This is a genomic window from Pseudomonas sp. GV085, assembly GCF_003050925.1.
In the GTDB taxonomy this organism is placed as follows: Bacteria; Pseudomonadota; Gammaproteobacteria; order Pseudomonadales; family Pseudomonadaceae; genus Aquipseudomonas.
On record NZ_QAOV01000009.1, the window covers coordinates 198381 to 213102 of the forward strand.

The window sequence follows — 14722 nt, forward strand, 5'->3', positions numbered from 1 at the left end:
CAAATGAATAACGTTCAGGGCGCGTTTTTTTCATATAAGGATTTTCGCCAGAGTCTGGATCAACAGCCGATCAAACCTCGCGTGTGGAAAGGTGCCGAACTTAGCGACATGCGCCAGACTCTTGAGGCCAGCGACGTCGATATTATTGCGCTGGCCCACGATAATACTCTCGAAGGTTGCCAACTGACGCCCGGCATGGCGGTGTCCATGCAATGGCTGGTGCCGGGTTCAACACTCTATGGTCATGCCCATGCCTGGTGGCATCTGTTCGTCATCCAGTGCGGCAGCGGCGCCTTGTCACTGGGCGATGCAGACGAGGTAAACGTCGGCCCCGGGGATGTATTGCTGGTACCGGCCTGGACCCGTCACGGCTTCGTCAACACCAGCGCCACCGAGCCGCTGGCAATGCTCAACCTCAGCAACATGCCGCAGATGGCATTGCTATCCAACCACGCCGACAACGTTGGGCTGATCCCCCGCCCGCTGTAAATTCCTTTCTGCTGCACACCAGGGAGTCCGCATACGCTGACTCCCTTTTTTGGTTTTTGTGCACCTGAAAAATGCCCTCTGGCGATTTAACGCTCTGATTTCTGTATCGATAGAAATACATAATTTCTGTATCTGTTCAGCGCTTAAGCAACTTACTACGATCACTTCACATGCAACGGATTAATGTGTTTAGTGCAAAGGGAGTGTTCTATGGGAAGTACGAAGTTAAAGCTGTATCTGGGGGCGGACTATGTCAGTGCCTTTGCCATGTCGGCTTTTGTGGCTTTAAAGGAAAAGCAACTTTCCTTTGATCTGGTAACGCTGGATTTGAAGTCGCGTGAAAACTATCTGGACAGTTACCGCGATCTTTCGCTGACGTGCAAGATTCCTGTGTTGGTTCACGAAGGTTTTGCGCTGTCGGAGTCTTCAGCCATTGCCGAGTATCTGGAAGAACTCGCTCCTGCTTCAAAAAGAATTTACCCGCAAGACATCAAGCAGCGTGCCCGTGCCCGTCAACTGCAGGCCTGGCTGCGCAGCGATCTGCTGGTGGTGCGTAAAGAGCGTCCGTTTGATCTGGTGTATTTCGGCAAGAAGGACACGCCGCTGTCCGACGAAGCCCGGGCTGCTACCGACCGTCTGTTCCATGTGGCCGACCGTTTGCTGGAAGAGGGCGCCGAGCATCTGTTCGGTGACTGGAGCATTGCCGACACCGACCTTGCAATCATGCTCAACCGCCTGGTTGCCAACGGTGATCCGGTGCCGACACGTCTCGCGGCGTATGTGCGTCGCCAGTGGGATCGCGACAGCGTCCGGGCATGGATGGACATAGAGCGCAAAGCGCCGGCCATCGCGTAAACGACCATCAGGAGCGCGGCCATGCAAGGACTGTCGGAGCACGAACGCTACAAACCCTATAACGCACGCACCATTCGCGACACGCCCTGGTGGGACAAGTTGACCCCGGCATTGCAGGAAGCCATGACCGTGGTAGCCCGGGTCATGCCGTTTCGCACCAACGAATACGTGCTGGGCACGCTGATCGACTGGAACAATATCCCGGACGATCCGGTTTTCCGCATGACCTTCCCCCACAAGGACATGTTGCTGGTGGAGGAGTATGCCTCGCTCAAACACCTGATCGAGCAGGATGACAGCGCGGCGATCAAGCGTCGGATCGAGGCGATCTGGCGGCGCATGAACCCGCATCCGGCCGGGCAGTTGACCCACAACGGTGTCACCCTCAATGGCAAAGTCCTGCCGGGCATCCAGCACAAGTACCGCGAGACCGTGCTGTTTTTTCCCGGTGCCGGGCAGACTTGTCATGCGTACTGCACCTTCTGTTTCCGCTGGGCGCAGTTCATTGGCGAAGAAGAACTCAAGTTCAACGCCCGTGAATCCCGGGAGCTGGTCAGTTACCTGAAGGTGCACAACGAAGTGACCGACGTGCTGATTACCGGCGGCGACCCGATGATCATGAACACCCGCTCGCTGGCCGGTTACATCGAACCGCTGCTGGCGTTGCCACACCTGAAGAACATCCGCATCGGCACCAAATCCGTGGCGTACTGGCCGCAGCGTTTTGTCAGCGACAAGGATGCGCCCGAGCTGCTGGAGCTGTTCCGACGCATCGTCGCGGCGGGGAAAAGCCTGTCGATCATGGGCCACTACAACCACCCGGTGGAGATCCGCCAGACCATCGCCCGCCAGGCCATCGAGCACATTCGCTCGACGGGCGCGACGGTGCGCATGCAGGCGCCAGTGATCCGCCACATCAACGAAAACCCCGCCGATTGGGCCGCGCTGTGGACCGAAGGGGTGCGGCTCGGGGCGGTGCCTTATTACATGTTCGTCGAGCGTGACACCGGCCCCAGTCACTACTTCGCGATGCCGCTGGCCCGGGCCTTCGAGATCTTCCAGGCGGCGTATCGCACGGTGTCGGGGCTTGCGCGCACGGTGCGCGGGCCATCCATGAGCACCTTCTACGGCAAGGTGTTGATCAACGGCATCGAGACCGTCGCCGGGGAAAAAGTCTTCGTCTTGCAGTTCCTCCAGGCACGCAATCCGCAATGGGCGCTGCGCACGTTCTACGCGCGCTTCGATCCGCAAGTGACCTGGTTCGACGACCTGCAACCGGCCTTCGGCGAGCGTGCGTTCTTCTTTCAGACCGAGCTCACCGCCGTGCCGGAATTGATACCCGTGTTGCTGGAAACGGCGTAGGAAATTTCATGAATAATGGGGAAATATGGATATGAGCAGTATCCCGTTTGATCAACGCGAGGGCGTTATCTGGCTCGACGGCGAGTTCGTCGAGTGGTCCCGGGCGCAGTTGCATGTGCTGACCCATGGCCTGCATTACGCGAGCACCGTGTACGAAGGCGAGCGGGTCTACAACGGCAGGATCTTCAAGCTGCGCGAACACAGCGAGCGCTTGTACCGCTCGGCGCAATGGATGGACTTTGCCATCCCCTATGCGCTGGCTGAACTGGAGGAGGCCAGCCAGGAACTACTGCAACGCAACAAGGTGGTCGACGGCTATCTGCGCCCGGTGGCCTGGCGCGGCAGCGAGATGATTTCCACCTCGGCGCGTTTCAACCGTGTGCACGTGGCCATCGCGTGCTGGCAGTGGCCGAGCTATTTCGACCCGGCGGCGCGCATGGCCGGCATCCGCTTGAAAACCGCGACCTGGCGCCGCCCGCCGCCGAGCAGCAGCCCGTTCGAAGCCAAGGCCTCCGGGCATTACCAGATCGCCACACTGAGCAAGCACGACGCCGAGAACACGGGTTACCACGATGCGCTGATGCTCGACTGGCGTGGCCACATTGCCGAAGCCACCAGCGCCAATGTGTTTTTCGTCAAAGGCCGGACTTTGCACACACCGACCCCGGACTGCTTTCTCAATGGCATTACCCGGCAGACCGTCATTGAGTTGGCCAAAGCGCTGGACTACCAGGTGATCGAACGCACGATTTTGCCTACGGAGCTTGGCGACTTCGACGAGTGTTTTCTCACCGGCACTGCCGCCGAAATCACCCCGGTGCAGAGCATCGACGCGCAGCACTATCGACCGGGTGACGCCTGCCGCGACTTCATCGCTGCGTACACCTCAACCGTCAACGCCGGATAACCCGCCAGGAATCTCACCATGTCAGACCAAGGGATTGTTGCGTCTCAACCTTGCATTTCACTCGGCCATCGTCACGAAGAACTGTCGACGTTGGGCTGGACTGTGCTGACTCCCGAGGAATTTGCCGATGATGTCGTAGGCACCTTGCGCGAGTTCGGTCCGATCCTTCCACAGTTCAACGGCCAGATGGCCTTTGCCATTACCCGCAGGCCGGGTTACGAAGACTTGCCGTATTCCCAGAGCATGAACGGCATCGGCCCGCACACTGAAGCGCCGGTGTACGGACCGCCACCTCGCTACCTGGCGTTGCATTGCCATAAACAGGCTACGTGCGGTGGCGGGCACACCGGATTGGTGGACGGCTACGAATTTCTCAAGTCCCTCGAACACAGCGAACCGCAACTGCGTGAGTGGCTGAAGGACACGCCGGTAGAGTTTGTCGCCACCGCCAAACCGGGCGAACCGGAACAACGGCGGGTCAAGGAATACATCCTCACGCCTACAGAGGACGGGGATATTTTCCGCTTCAGCTACAACCAGTTTCACTACGGCGACGTGAACCCGTCCAAGGCAGCCCTGCAGCAATCCCTGGTTGCCAACAGCACCTCGCCACTGGCCAGGTTTGCCGTGCTCGGCGAAGCGTACTTCGTAGAGCACAACGTTCCGGTGCTGATTCCCGACGGAAGCCTGCTGATTTGGGACAACTGGCGAATGATCCATGCGCGCAGTCGTTACACTGACCCGGCGCGCCACCTGACCCGCTATTGGCTGGCCTGACTTTTCCGTCGCCCTTCCTTCTTTTGGCGTACCCCTTGGCGGGTACGCGCCTTACAGGTATCGCGTCATGCAAACAGCAATCGAGATCGCCCAGGTCGACCATCAACTGATCGTGCGGCTCAACCAGGCCTGGACCAAGCGCGCCACGGTGTGTTCGCCGGACAGGGGCCAGGTCGAAGAAGTGTTCGACCCGGCGCGCCCGGATTACCCGGAGTGCATGGTGCCGTTCTTCCATCACCCGAAATTCCAGTCCCTGAGCGAAGAGCTCAAAAGCAGCGTGGTGACTTGGGGCTGGATCGGCTACAACCTGCGCACCGTCACCGCTGAAGAACATGTGGTCAACCCGGCACTCAGCGTCATCGCCGATCAGTACCTGGGCAAGGACGACTGGCATTTTCGCGAGGCCATGCAACAGACCCTGATCGACGAGCACTACCACACGCTGATGCACCTGCGCGCCATCGAGCGGACCAAACTGGACCGGGCGCTGGATCAGGACCTGGACTTGCCACCTTCCGTCACTTACCTGCGCCTTAAAGCCCAGCGTGAAGCTCTGCCCGAGCAATGGCAGCGGGATCTGGCGGCGATCACTTTTGCGGTGGTGGCTGAGATCAGCGTCAACGCCTATCTGGACTTGCTGGCGGACGACCAGACCATCCAGCCGCAAAACCGCCGCGTGGCCGAACTGCACAATCGCGACGAGTATGCCCACAGCAAGGTGCTGGCCGAAGTGGCGAAGGTCATGTACGCGAACATGCAGCCGGCTCAACGGGAATTTTTCGCACGCAACCTGTCGGTGGCGCTGAGTGCTTTTATCGCTCAGGACTACTCCATGTGGGAGGCGATTCTGACGCAGCTTGGGGTCGAGGATGCGGCGCTGATCATTGCCGACACCCGCGAGAGCAACAGGAACGCGACCATCATGCGTGACTACAGTGGCCTGCATAAGTTGGCTCAAGACCTGGGTATCAGCGAGCAGATCGATTTCGACTTCCGTCCGACCCTCAAAACTAGCGCAGTGGCCTGAATCCGGAGGTGTGTATGTCAGTTCCCGAGTACGAAGTGTTCGCTATCCGTGTCGGCGCAAACGCCCAACGCACTGCCAAAGAGAACTTTCTCTATGACGCCTGCTGCGGTGATCCGAATGCGCCGATGCCACTGGATTACTACTTCTGGGTCATCCGCAACGAGCAACAGGTGATCGTGGTCGACACCTGTTTCCAACCGGCCACGGCGGATCGGCGCAATCGCCAAATGTATCGCCTGCCGGAAGAATCCCTGCGGCAACTGGACATCGATCCGGCCCGGGTCGAGCACCTGATCCTTACCCATTTGCACTGGGATCATGCCGGCAACCTCGGGCTGTTCCCGAAGGCGACCGTGCATTTGCAGGAAGCGGAACTGCGTTTCTGCACCGGGCCGAAAATGGCCCATCGCACGGTGAACAAAACCTACGAGGTCGAGGATGTGATGTCGGCGCTGCCACCGCTGTTCGAAGGGCGGATGCGTTTGCACAGCGGTGTTGTCGAGGTAGTGCCCGGCGTGACGCTGCACCCGGTGGGCGGACATACGCCGGGTAGTCAGGTGGTGCGGGTGAACACCGGACGCGGCTGGATTGTGCTGGCCTCGGATGCCGCGCATTTGTGGGTCAACATTCGTGAACGCAGCCCGTTTCCGATTCTCGATGACCTGGCGCAAACCCTCGAAGCCTTCACCGAAATCGATCGCCTGGCCGACAGCGAAGACCACGTCATCCCCGGCCACGACCCGTTGATCGCCGAGCGTTTCCCGCACTGGAGTGACGACCCGCATATCATTTGCCTGCACCAACCTCCGAACTGACCACAACCCCCTGTGGGAGCTGTCGTTCACCGATGTTGTGTTCACCAAAAATCCCTTGTAGGAGCGAGCCTGCTCGCGAAGACGGCGGCATATTCAACATTGATGTGTCTGATCCACCGCTATCGCGAGCAGGCTCACTCCTACAGAATCGCGGTCAACCCTGATGTTGGAGCAAACGCCCCAAGGTCTGCACGGCCTCGTCAATCCTCGGCGAATACGGCGCCCCGCAGCCAATTCGCACAAAGTGATCGAAACGTCTGGCATTGGAGAAGATATCCCCAGGTGAAATCTGGATGCCGACCTTTAGCGCCTCATGAAAAAACGCCATGGATGAATGCCGACGAGGCAGTTCCACCCATAACAACGTGCCGCCCTGGGGGGTGGTCACGCGGGTGCCGAGGGGGAAGTAGCGAATAATCGCCTCGCTCATCTGTTGACGTTGCAGCGTCAGGGTTTTTCTCAAACGGCGCAGGTAACGTTCGTAGGAGGGCGTCTTCATGAAGGCACCGACCGCCAGTTGCGACAAGGTTTCGCACCCTCGGGTCTGAGCGTGTTTAAGCATCTCCACGCGGTCGTGCCATTTGCCGGCGCTGATCCAGCCCAAGCGCATGCCCGGTGCCAGGGTTTTGTTCAGCGAGGCGCAATAGATCACGTTGTCGGTGCGGTCCCAATGTTTGAGCGTGGACAGCGGGTGCTCGGTGTCCACCAGGTCGCCGTAGGTGTCGTCCTCGATCAGAACGGTGTTGTGCTCGGCGCACAGTTTCACCAGTCGTGCCTTGTTGGCGTCGGGCATGATGCTGCCCAGCGGGTTTTGCAGGTTGGGAATGACGATCAATGCCTTGACCCGTTCAGGGCCTTGCAGCAGCCGTTGCAGGGCCTGCAGATTGAGCCCGGTGTGGGTCGATGCCGGAACTTCCAGCACGCGCAGGTTCAGGCTTTCGAGAATTTGCAGCAGACCGTAGAACGTCGGCGACTCCACGGCCACGGTGTCGCCGGGGCGGGTGACCGCGCGCAAGGCCAGATTGATCGCTTCGGTGGCGCCGTTGGTGATCACGATCCGCTCGGGGGGCAGGTGGGTCTTGCTGGCAAGTGCCCGTCGGGCCAGGATGTTGCGCAATGCGCTGTTGCCGCAGGTTGAGCCCGCGGTACCGATCAGGTTGGCGTTGTAGCGTAGCGACTTGATCATGTTGTCTTGCAAGGTTTTCAGCGGATACAGCTCGGGTGCGCAGTAGGCGCTGGCGAAGTTGACCTTGATCGTCGCGTGCTGACTGGCCTTGAGCACCGCTGAGACCTGTTCATGGATGCCGACATAGATGCTGGTATCCAGCGTTGGCGCCAAGGCAATCGGGGCGGGCCTGGGCACGGTGTCGGGCTGACGAATGTAGTTGCCGGAGCGCGGCCGGGCTTCCAGCACTCCGTAGTCTTCCAGTTCCCGGCACACCTGCACGGCGGTCGACAGGCTGACGGCGTGTTTTTCCATCATCAACCGGATCGAGGGCAGGCGTTCACCGGTTTTCAAGGTGCCGCTGCGGATAGCGTCCAGGTAATGGTTGGCCAACTGGCGATACAAGGGGGTTGTGTTCATGATGACCTCAGCAGTTGCACCACCGAGGTCTGGGCTGGAAAGTGAGTTGACGCTCCCCGCAGGCGGACCCGTGGTGCTCATGGGTAAAGGGAAGTGGTGTACTGCGTCGATACTGGAAGAGTAATCGTGGTTTTGCCCGAATCACGGGCAATAAAAAGCCCCGCACTGATGGCGGGGCTTTGGGTGTTACATTCTTAAAGGTATTACGTGACGGATCTGTGGCGAACCCACTCACCACAGATCAGGGTGGGGCGCCTTACTGCGCGGCGATGCTGTACCCATCGAACGCGGTCTGCTGCTGCAGGGCGGTGATGATGTTCTTGCGGTTGACCGCTTGCTCGGCGCCGCTGTTGTCCAGGAACGTCTCGCTTTCCAGTTCCGCCTCTTCGCCTTCGCCCACGAAGGTGAAACCGAGGAATTCCAGGGCTTCACGGTCGACGTTCAGGCGCGAGCGCGGGGTGCGCAACGGCAAGGTGACGCTGATGCCGTCCTTGCTGATGGTGAACACTTCGACTTCTTTCTTGGCCTTGGCGGCTTTGCTCTTGCCGCCGCTCGGGTTGCTGATGGCCTGGTGTGTCTGGTTCAGCACTTTCAGGGCCAGGCCGTAGACGATTTCCTGAAACGCCGGGTCGTCCTTGAAGCTGGACAGGATGCGGCTGATCGGGAATTTGCTGCTCAGGTCTTCGAGGGCGGCGATGTCGGCGGCTTCGGCGTCCTTGAGCTGCTTGAGTTCGCCCATCAGTTCGTAGGCTTTGTCATCGTCGAAGCTGTCGTGGGCCTGGCGGATCGCGGCCCGCAGTTCGCGGATCTGGTCGCTTTCGCGGGTGGACTGGAAAGCGTCCAGCACCATCTCGCTGATGGTCTTGGCCTGGGGCACGTGCTGTGAAAGATTGATGGAGTTTTCGTATTCCGCTTTGGACGACAGGGTGACTACGGATTCAGCGGTGTTGGAATCGGACATTGAAATTTCACTACTTCTTTGAACTTGAATAGGGGTGAGAAAGCACGGGGGCTTTTTCAGGCCGACTAATCTATTGGACCGGGGCGGCGTTGTCACGGATCAACAGGCGGCTGGTCATTTTTTTGCTTACTCGATGGGCGCTAACGATCACGCGTTCGTTCTGGATACACCGGAACACTGTGGGAGCGAGCCTGCTCGCGATGGACGTTAACGATGACGTGTTCATTCTGGATGAGCGCGGTTCCCTTGAGACCATCGCGAGCAGGCTCGCTCCCACAGTGTTTTTGGTTGTTCACAGATCTTGCGTACACCCACTTACCTTGTGGGAGCGAGCCTGCTCGCGATGCAGGCGCCTCAGTCCGTCAGGCCTGCCGCGGTGTATTGAGGTTCATCGACCGAGCCGCCAACGCAGTCGCTGTCTCCTCATCGATCGGCAACGAAAAACGAAACGTCGCCCCACGCCCCGGCACATCGATCAACTGAATCTCGCGCCCGTGCAATTGCAGGATGCGATGCACGATCCGCAGCCCCAGCCCGCCATCACGCCGTGCGCCGCCAATATTGAACGGCCGCAGGAACAACCCTTCGCGCAGTTGCGGAGCGATGCCGGGGCCGGTATCGCTGACCGTGACTTCGATGAATGAGCCTTGCGGGCGCAGGCCCAGTTCGACCTCGCCCCCTGGCGGGGTATGGCGCAGGGCATTGTCGAACAGGTTGGTCAGCACCCGCTCGATCAAGCCGAGATCGGCACAGGCCGCCGAGGCATTCGGCGCGAACGTGGCCTTGAGTTCTACTTTGCGCGCTTCGGCGGTGAGTTCGAATTTCTGGAAGATGTCCTGGGCCAGGTCAGTCAGGGAAAAGCGCTCCAGCACCGGCTGCACGAAGCCATGTTCCAGGCGCACCAGTTCCAGCAGCGACTGCGCCAGACCGCCGACCTTGCGGCTCTGGTCCAGCGCGATGCCCAGATAGCGACGGCGGTCGGCAGGGGACAGCGTGGCGTCCTTGAGCGACAGGGTTTCCAGATAACCGTGCAACGAGGCCAGCGGCGTGCGCAAGTCATGGGAGATGTTCGCCACCAGTTCACGGCGCTCCTGATCCTGGCGGGTCAACGAACGCCATTGTTCGCCCAGGCGTGTCTGCATCTGCCGGAACGCGGCATCGAGCACGGCGATTTCATCGTGGCTGGCGGCTTTTTCCACCACGACGGGCAGGGCCGGTGTGACCGGCACGCCATCGATGTCGAACTGGCTGACGGTTTCGGTCAGGCGGCGCAACGGCCGGGTGATCAGGGCAAACGCGGTGAGACCGGCGATCAGGCACAGCAGCGCCACCAGACCGATGGACAGCAATGCCGTGTTGAGCGCCGCGCTGGTCGCACCGCGTTCGGCCAGGCGGTCGTGATCTTCACCGAGCAGCACCACGTAGAGATAACCGGCCGGCTTGCCATCGACCTTCAGCGGTGCAGCGCTGAACACCTTGCGCGCATCGACGCTGCGCGGGTCATCGCCGAGGATGGGCAGGGCATCGCCCCGCAGCAAGCGCTGGATCGGCGCCAGGTCGACCCGTTCGCGACGGATCCGACCCTCGGGCGCGGCGCTGCCGACAATCTTGCCTGTGGAGTCGAGCAAGTACACCTCGACGCTGGGGTTGACCTGCATCAGTTTGCTGAACAGGTCGCGCACGGCGTTGGGCATCAGGCCCTGGGTGTCCATCAGCACCGTGTCACTGGCGATGTGCTGCGCCAGGTCCCGGGACAGCCCTTGCACCACTTCCTGCTCATGCATCTGGTTGGAGCGCACCTGCAACCACGCCGAGGTGCCGCAGCACACCAGCAGCAGCACGGCGAACACCAGGGACAGGCGCTGCGTCAGGGTCAGCCTCATGGCTGCGACTCCTCGCCGGTGGCGAATTTGTAGCCGCGGCCCCAGACCGTGAGGATGCGCACCGGTTGCGCCGGGTCGGCCTCGATCTTGGCGCGCAGGCGGTTGATGTGGGTATTGACCGTGTGCTCGTAGCCTTCGTGGCTGTAGCCCCACACGGCATTGAGCAGGTCCATGCGCGAAAACACCTTGCCGGGCTGACGGGCGAAGAAATACAGCAAGTCGAATTCCCGGGGCGTGAGGTCCAGGCGACGGCCATCGAGGGACACTTCCCGGGTGATCGGGTCGATGGCCAGGCCGTCGGTGAGCAGGCTGCCGGCGTCCATCTTCAGGTTGCGCGCCATGGCATCGACCCGGCGCAGCAGTGCCTTGACCCGGGCCACCAGTTCCAGCATGGAAAAGGGCTTGGCCAGGTAGTCGTCGGCACCCAGTTCCAGGCCGAGAATCCGGTGCACTTCGCTGGAGCGCGCACTGGTGATGATGATCGGCGTGTAGCGCGCCATGGCGCGGGCGCGGCGGCAGATTTCCAGGCCGTCGACACCGGGCAGCATCAGGTCCAGGACCAGTGCGTCCCAGTTGCCTTGCTGCAGCAGGCGCATGCCTTCATCGCCATCGGCGCTGTGCACCACCTCGAACTGCTCATCACGCAGATGCAGGCAGATCAGGTCGGCGATATGCATATCGTCCTCGACCACCAGGACGCGTTTGGTCTGTTCCATCCAGCTCAATCCTTCAGCGCAATGGGCGCATTGTGCGTAATGCCACTGTAGGAGCGAGCTTGCTCGCGAAAAACCTGAGGACGCCGCGGGGCGTCAGGTATCCCGCGTCATCGTTGGCCTCCATCGCGAGCAGGCTCGCTCCTACATTTGCATAGGCATTGTGCGGGTTTTTCGGGGTCTGAGTTATCACGAATTGTTTAACTTCCCGTGAGGATTTTGCGATCACCCAAAGCCTAGGCTGTGTTCCATGAAACACCCCTGGATTTTTGGGAGACGAGCATGTTTTCACGACGGCAATTTCTTGTAGCGAGCGGCGGGCTGGGGATGACGGCCCTGGCGATCGGCCTGTTACCGAAGTTTTCCACAGGCGCGGCATTGATCAGCGAGGCCAGCGCAGCGCAGGTATTCGAAGTGACCCACAGCGACAGTGAATGGCACGCGATCCTGACTGACGAACAGTACGACATCCTTCGCGAAGAGGGCACCGAACGGGCCTACAGCAGTCCGCTGAACAACGAGCACCGCGATGGCACCTTCGTCTGTGCCGGTTGCGAGCTGCCGCTGTTTTCCTCGGCCACCAAGTTCGACAGCCGCACCGGTTGGCCGAGTTTCTGGGCACCCCTGGACAAAGCCGTGGCGACCCGCCAGGACCGTGCATTCGGCATGGTCCGCGAGGAAGTTCACTGCCGGCGCTGTGGCGGGCATCTGGGCCATGTCTTCGACGACGGCCCGAAACCCACCGGCCTGCGCTACTGCATGAACGGCCTGGCGATGAAGTTCGTGCCGAAGACGGTGTGATTCCCTTCCTCTCACTTTTTGCAGGTAATCGCCATGTGGCTGCTGGTCCTCGCTTATCTCGGTGGTGTGCTGACGATTGTCAGCCCGTGCATTCTGCCGGTGCTGCCGTTTGTCTTCGCCCGCACCGGGCAACCCTTCGTCAAAAGCGGATTGCCGCTGCTGGTGGGGATGGCGCTGACCTTCGCGCTGGTCGCCACATTGGCGGCGGTGGGCGGTGGCTGGGTGGTGCAGCTCAACCAGTACGGACGCTGGCTGGCGCTGGTGTTCGTCGCGTTGTTCGGTCTGACGTTGTTGCTGCCGCAATTGGCTGAGCGCCTGACCCGGCCGCTGGTGGCGGCGGGCAGTCGGTTGTCGGAAGCGGCGGGCGCCGATGCACGGCCACGTCCTGGTGCTTCGTTGCTGATCGGCGTGGCCACCGGCCTGTTGTGGGCGCCCTGCGCCGGGCCGATCCTCGGTTTGCTGCTGACCGGTGCGGCGCTGCAAGGCGCCAGCGTTCAAACCACCTTTTTGCTGCTGGCGTATGCCACCGGTGCCGCCACTTCCCTCGCGTTGGCCTTGTTGCTGGGCGGCAGAGTCTTCACCGCGATGAAGCGCTCGATTGGCGCTGGCGAATGGCTGCGTCGCGGTCTCGGCGCGGCAATGCTGGCCGGTGTGACGGCAATTGCCCTGGGCCTGGACACGGGGGTTCTGGCGCGGTTTTCCACAGCATCGACCGGCGGAATCGAGCAAGCGCTGGTGGAAAAACTGAGCGGCAAGTTACCGCGTAGTAGCGAGGTCGTGACGGCGCAAACCCCGTCCGCCGAAGGCGCGATACCCGTGGCCGAGAAAACCCCGGATAGCTTGCCGGTCGAAGGCAACCTGCCTCCGCTGGACGGCGCCGTGCAGTGGCTCAACTCACCACCCCTCGATGCCCAGGCCTTGAAAGGCAAGGTCGTGCTGGTGGATTTCTGGACCTATTCCTGCATCAACTGCCTGCGCTCGCTGCCCTATGTCAAAGCCTGGGCCGAGAAGTATCGCGATCAGGGCCTGGTGGTGATCGGCGTGCATGCGCCGGAGTTTGCCTTCGAGCGCGACGTCAGCAACGTCACCAAAGCCATGAAGGATCTGGGCATCACCTACCCGGTGGCCATCGATAACGAATTCAAGATCTGGCGCGCCTTCAACAACGAATACTGGCCGGCGCATTACTTTGCCGACGCCCAGGGACGCATTCGTTATCACCACTTCGGTGAAGGCAAGTACGCCGAGTCGGAGCGAGTCATCCAGCAATTGCTGCGTGAGGCCGGTGCAAACAAGGTGTCGGACGGGCTGATCAACGCCAAGGCCGATGGCGTGCAAATGGCCCCGGAAAGCGACGCCGTTCAGTCGCCGGAAACCTATGTCGGCTACCAGCGCGCGGAACACTTCGTACCGGAAACCTCACTGGTGCCGGACAAGGTCGCGGCCTACAACCCGCCGGCGCAACTGGCCCTCAACGACTGGAGCCTGGGCGGCCAATGGCATGTCGGCCCGGAGCGGGCCACCGCCAGCGCACCGGCCAGCCGCATCGTCTATCGCTTCCACGCCCGTGATTTGCATTTGGTGCTCGGCCCTGGCGCCGATGGCAAACCGGTGCGCTTCAAGGTGCTGATCGACGGCAAGGCGCCGGGCGACGACCACGGCATGGACGTGGCCCCCGACGGCAGCGGCACCGTGATCGACCAGCGCTTGTATCAACTGGTGCGCCAGAGCGGCGGCGTGACCGACCGGACCTTCAGTATCGAGTTTCTTGATCCGGGTGCGTCGGCTTACGCCTTCACCTTCGGCTGATTACTTTCCAACGCTTCAGGAGTTCGCCCCATGAAAACCCTCTTTACCTGGCGCCGTACCCTGCTGGGGCTGGCGGCTGCCGGCATCATCAGCCAATGCTCGGCCTTCTCCTTCGGTGGTGCCGAAGAGGCGGTAATCATTCCACCGCCGGCCCTCGACGAAACCACCCAGGCCCGCAGCGAAACCGCGGTGTTTGCCGGCGGCTGCTTCTGGGGCGTCCAAGGGGTGTTCCAGCATGTCAAAGGCGTGAAGAGCGCCGTCTCCGGCTACGCGGGCGGGGCGGCCAATACCGCGCAATACGAGCGCGTCAGCGACGGCAATACCGGCCATGCGGAATCGGTCGAAGTCACTTTTGATCCCGCTCAGGTCAGCTACGGTGCCTTGCTGCAGATCTACTTTTCAGTGGCGCACAACCCGACCGAACTCAACCGTCAGGGGCCGGACAGCGGCACCCAGTATCGCTCGGCGATCTTTACCAAAAGTGCCGAGCAGCAACGGGTCGCACAGGCCTACATCACCCAGCTCGATGCCGCCCATGCCTTCGACAAACCAATCGTGACCAAACTCGAAACCTTCAACGGTTTCTACCCGGCGGAAGAGGAACATCAGGACTTCCTGACCGAGCACCCGACCTATCCGTACATCGTGATCAACGATTTGCCGAAGGTCGCCCAGTTGAAACAGCTGTACCCCAATCGTTATCAGGAACAACCGGTGCTGGTGAAGGCGGGGATGTAA

At 60.9% G+C, this 14722-nt stretch carries 14 protein-coding genes; 10 read left to right on the top strand and 4 right to left on the bottom strand.

Going from position 1 to position 14722, the window contains the following annotated elements; genetic code table 11:
* Positions 1-3 precede the first annotated feature (3 nt).
* The 7 genes from C8K63_RS20025 (at position 4) to C8K63_RS20055 (ending at position 6232) form a co-directional block, all read left to right on the top strand.
* Positions 4-489: a cupin domain-containing protein gene (locus tag C8K63_RS20025; RefSeq protein WP_108218283.1), complete on the top strand. Its 486-nt coding sequence runs from the start codon at positions 4-6 to the stop codon at positions 487-489.
* 210 nt (positions 490-699) lie between these two features.
* The gene (gene yfcF / locus C8K63_RS20030; protein ID WP_108218284.1) at positions 700-1344 is read left to right on the top strand and encodes a glutathione transferase; all 645 of its coding nucleotides are present in this window, start codon (positions 700-702) and stop codon (positions 1342-1344) included.
* A gap of 21 nt (positions 1345-1365) precedes the next feature.
* Positions 1366-2706, top strand: coding sequence for a KamA family radical SAM protein (locus tag C8K63_RS20035; protein WP_108218285.1), 1341 nt, complete (start codon positions 1366-1368; stop codon positions 2704-2706).
* 31 nt (positions 2707-2737) lie between these two features.
* Entirely contained in the window at positions 2738-3613 is an 876-nt protein-coding gene (locus tag C8K63_RS20040; RefSeq protein WP_108218286.1) for a branched-chain amino acid aminotransferase, read from the top strand.
* 18 nt (positions 3614-3631) lie between these two features.
* Positions 3632-4390 carry a TauD/TfdA family dioxygenase gene (locus C8K63_RS20045; RefSeq protein WP_108218287.1) on the top strand — a complete coding sequence of 253 codons (759 nt, stop codon included), beginning with the start codon at positions 3632-3634 and terminating at the stop codon, positions 4388-4390.
* Positions 4391-4457: 67 nt separating this feature from the next.
* On the top strand, positions 4458-5417 hold the full coding sequence (locus tag C8K63_RS20050) for a diiron oxygenase (RefSeq protein ID WP_108218288.1): 960 nt from the start codon (positions 4458-4460) through the stop codon (positions 5415-5417).
* A 14-nt stretch (positions 5418-5431) separates the two neighbouring features.
* The gene (locus C8K63_RS20055) at positions 5432-6232 is read left to right on the top strand and encodes an N-acyl homoserine lactonase family protein (RefSeq protein WP_108218289.1); all 801 of its coding nucleotides are present in this window, start codon (positions 5432-5434) and stop codon (positions 6230-6232) included.
* Positions 6233-6386: 154 nt separating this feature from the next.
* Here C8K63_RS20055 and C8K63_RS20060 read toward each other — a convergent pair whose 3' ends face one another.
* From C8K63_RS20060 to C8K63_RS20075, 4 genes are all read right to left on the bottom strand, one after another.
* A complete protein-coding gene (locus tag C8K63_RS20060) occupies positions 6387-7817 on the bottom strand; it encodes a PLP-dependent aminotransferase family protein (protein ID WP_108218290.1) in 1431 nt (476 codons plus the stop codon).
* Positions 7818-8073: 256 nt separating this feature from the next.
* On the bottom strand, positions 8074-8778 hold the full coding sequence (locus C8K63_RS20065; protein WP_108218291.1) for a hypothetical protein: 705 nt from the start codon (positions 8776-8778) through the stop codon (positions 8074-8076).
* 362 nt (positions 8779-9140) lie between these two features.
* Positions 9141-10661 (bottom strand): HAMP domain-containing sensor histidine kinase, encoded by a 1521-nt coding sequence (locus C8K63_RS20070; protein WP_108218292.1) that lies wholly within the window; start codon positions 10659-10661, stop codon positions 9141-9143.
* Entirely contained in the window at positions 10658-11377 is a 720-nt protein-coding gene (locus tag C8K63_RS20075) for a response regulator transcription factor (protein ID WP_108218293.1), read from the bottom strand. The genes C8K63_RS20070 and C8K63_RS20075 overlap by 4 nt, the downstream gene beginning before the upstream one ends.
* A gap of 279 nt (positions 11378-11656) precedes the next feature.
* Between C8K63_RS20075 and msrB the strand changes: the two genes are divergently transcribed.
* From msrB to msrA, 3 genes are read left to right on the top strand one after another with little or no spacing between them, the layout of a single operon-like run.
* Positions 11657-12175, top strand: coding sequence for a peptide-methionine (R)-S-oxide reductase MsrB (gene msrB, locus C8K63_RS20080; protein WP_108218294.1), 519 nt, complete (start codon positions 11657-11659; stop codon positions 12173-12175).
* Positions 12176-12208: 33 nt separating this feature from the next.
* Positions 12209-13984, top strand: a complete 1776-nt coding sequence (locus C8K63_RS20085) for a cytochrome c biogenesis protein DipZ (protein WP_108218295.1) — start codon at positions 12209-12211, stop codon at positions 13982-13984.
* 30 nt (positions 13985-14014) lie between these two features.
* Positions 14015-14722, top strand: a complete 708-nt coding sequence (gene msrA / locus C8K63_RS20090; RefSeq protein ID WP_108218296.1) for a peptide-methionine (S)-S-oxide reductase MsrA — start codon at positions 14015-14017, stop codon at positions 14720-14722.

What these genes read in the sequence shown, in the direction of transcription:
- C8K63_RS20025 (WP_108218283.1), top strand. Translation starts at nt 4, where the DNA reads ATGAATAACGTTCAGGGCGCGTTTTTTTCATATAAGGATTTTCGCCAG.
- yfcF (WP_108218284.1), top strand. Translation starts at nt 700, where the DNA reads ATGGGAAGTACGAAGTTAAAGCTGTATCTGGGGGCGGACTATGTCAGT.
- C8K63_RS20035 (WP_108218285.1), top strand. Translation starts at nt 1,366, where the DNA reads ATGCAAGGACTGTCGGAGCACGAACGCTACAAACCCTATAACGCACGC.
- C8K63_RS20040 (WP_108218286.1), top strand. Translation starts at nt 2,738, where the DNA reads ATGAGCAGTATCCCGTTTGATCAACGCGAGGGCGTTATCTGGCTCGAC.
- C8K63_RS20045 (WP_108218287.1), top strand. Translation starts at nt 3,632, where the DNA reads ATGTCAGACCAAGGGATTGTTGCGTCTCAACCTTGCATTTCACTCGGC.
- C8K63_RS20050 (WP_108218288.1), top strand. Translation starts at nt 4,458, where the DNA reads ATGCAAACAGCAATCGAGATCGCCCAGGTCGACCATCAACTGATCGTG.
- C8K63_RS20055 (WP_108218289.1), top strand. Translation starts at nt 5,432, where the DNA reads ATGTCAGTTCCCGAGTACGAAGTGTTCGCTATCCGTGTCGGCGCAAAC.
- C8K63_RS20060 (WP_108218290.1), bottom strand. Translation starts at nt 7,817, where the DNA reads ATGAACACAACCCCCTTGTATCGCCAGTTGGCCAACCATTACCTGGAC.
- C8K63_RS20065 (WP_108218291.1), bottom strand. Translation starts at nt 8,778, where the DNA reads ATGTCCGATTCCAACACCGCTGAATCCGTAGTCACCCTGTCGTCCAAA.
- C8K63_RS20070 (WP_108218292.1), bottom strand. Translation starts at nt 10,661, where the DNA reads ATGAGGCTGACCCTGACGCAGCGCCTGTCCCTGGTGTTCGCCGTGCTG.
- C8K63_RS20075 (WP_108218293.1), bottom strand. Translation starts at nt 11,377, where the DNA reads ATGGAACAGACCAAACGCGTCCTGGTGGTCGAGGACGATATGCATATC.
- msrB (WP_108218294.1), top strand. Translation starts at nt 11,657, where the DNA reads ATGTTTTCACGACGGCAATTTCTTGTAGCGAGCGGCGGGCTGGGGATG.
- C8K63_RS20085 (WP_108218295.1), top strand. Translation starts at nt 12,209, where the DNA reads ATGTGGCTGCTGGTCCTCGCTTATCTCGGTGGTGTGCTGACGATTGTC.
- msrA (WP_108218296.1), top strand. Translation starts at nt 14,015, where the DNA reads ATGAAAACCCTCTTTACCTGGCGCCGTACCCTGCTGGGGCTGGCGGCT.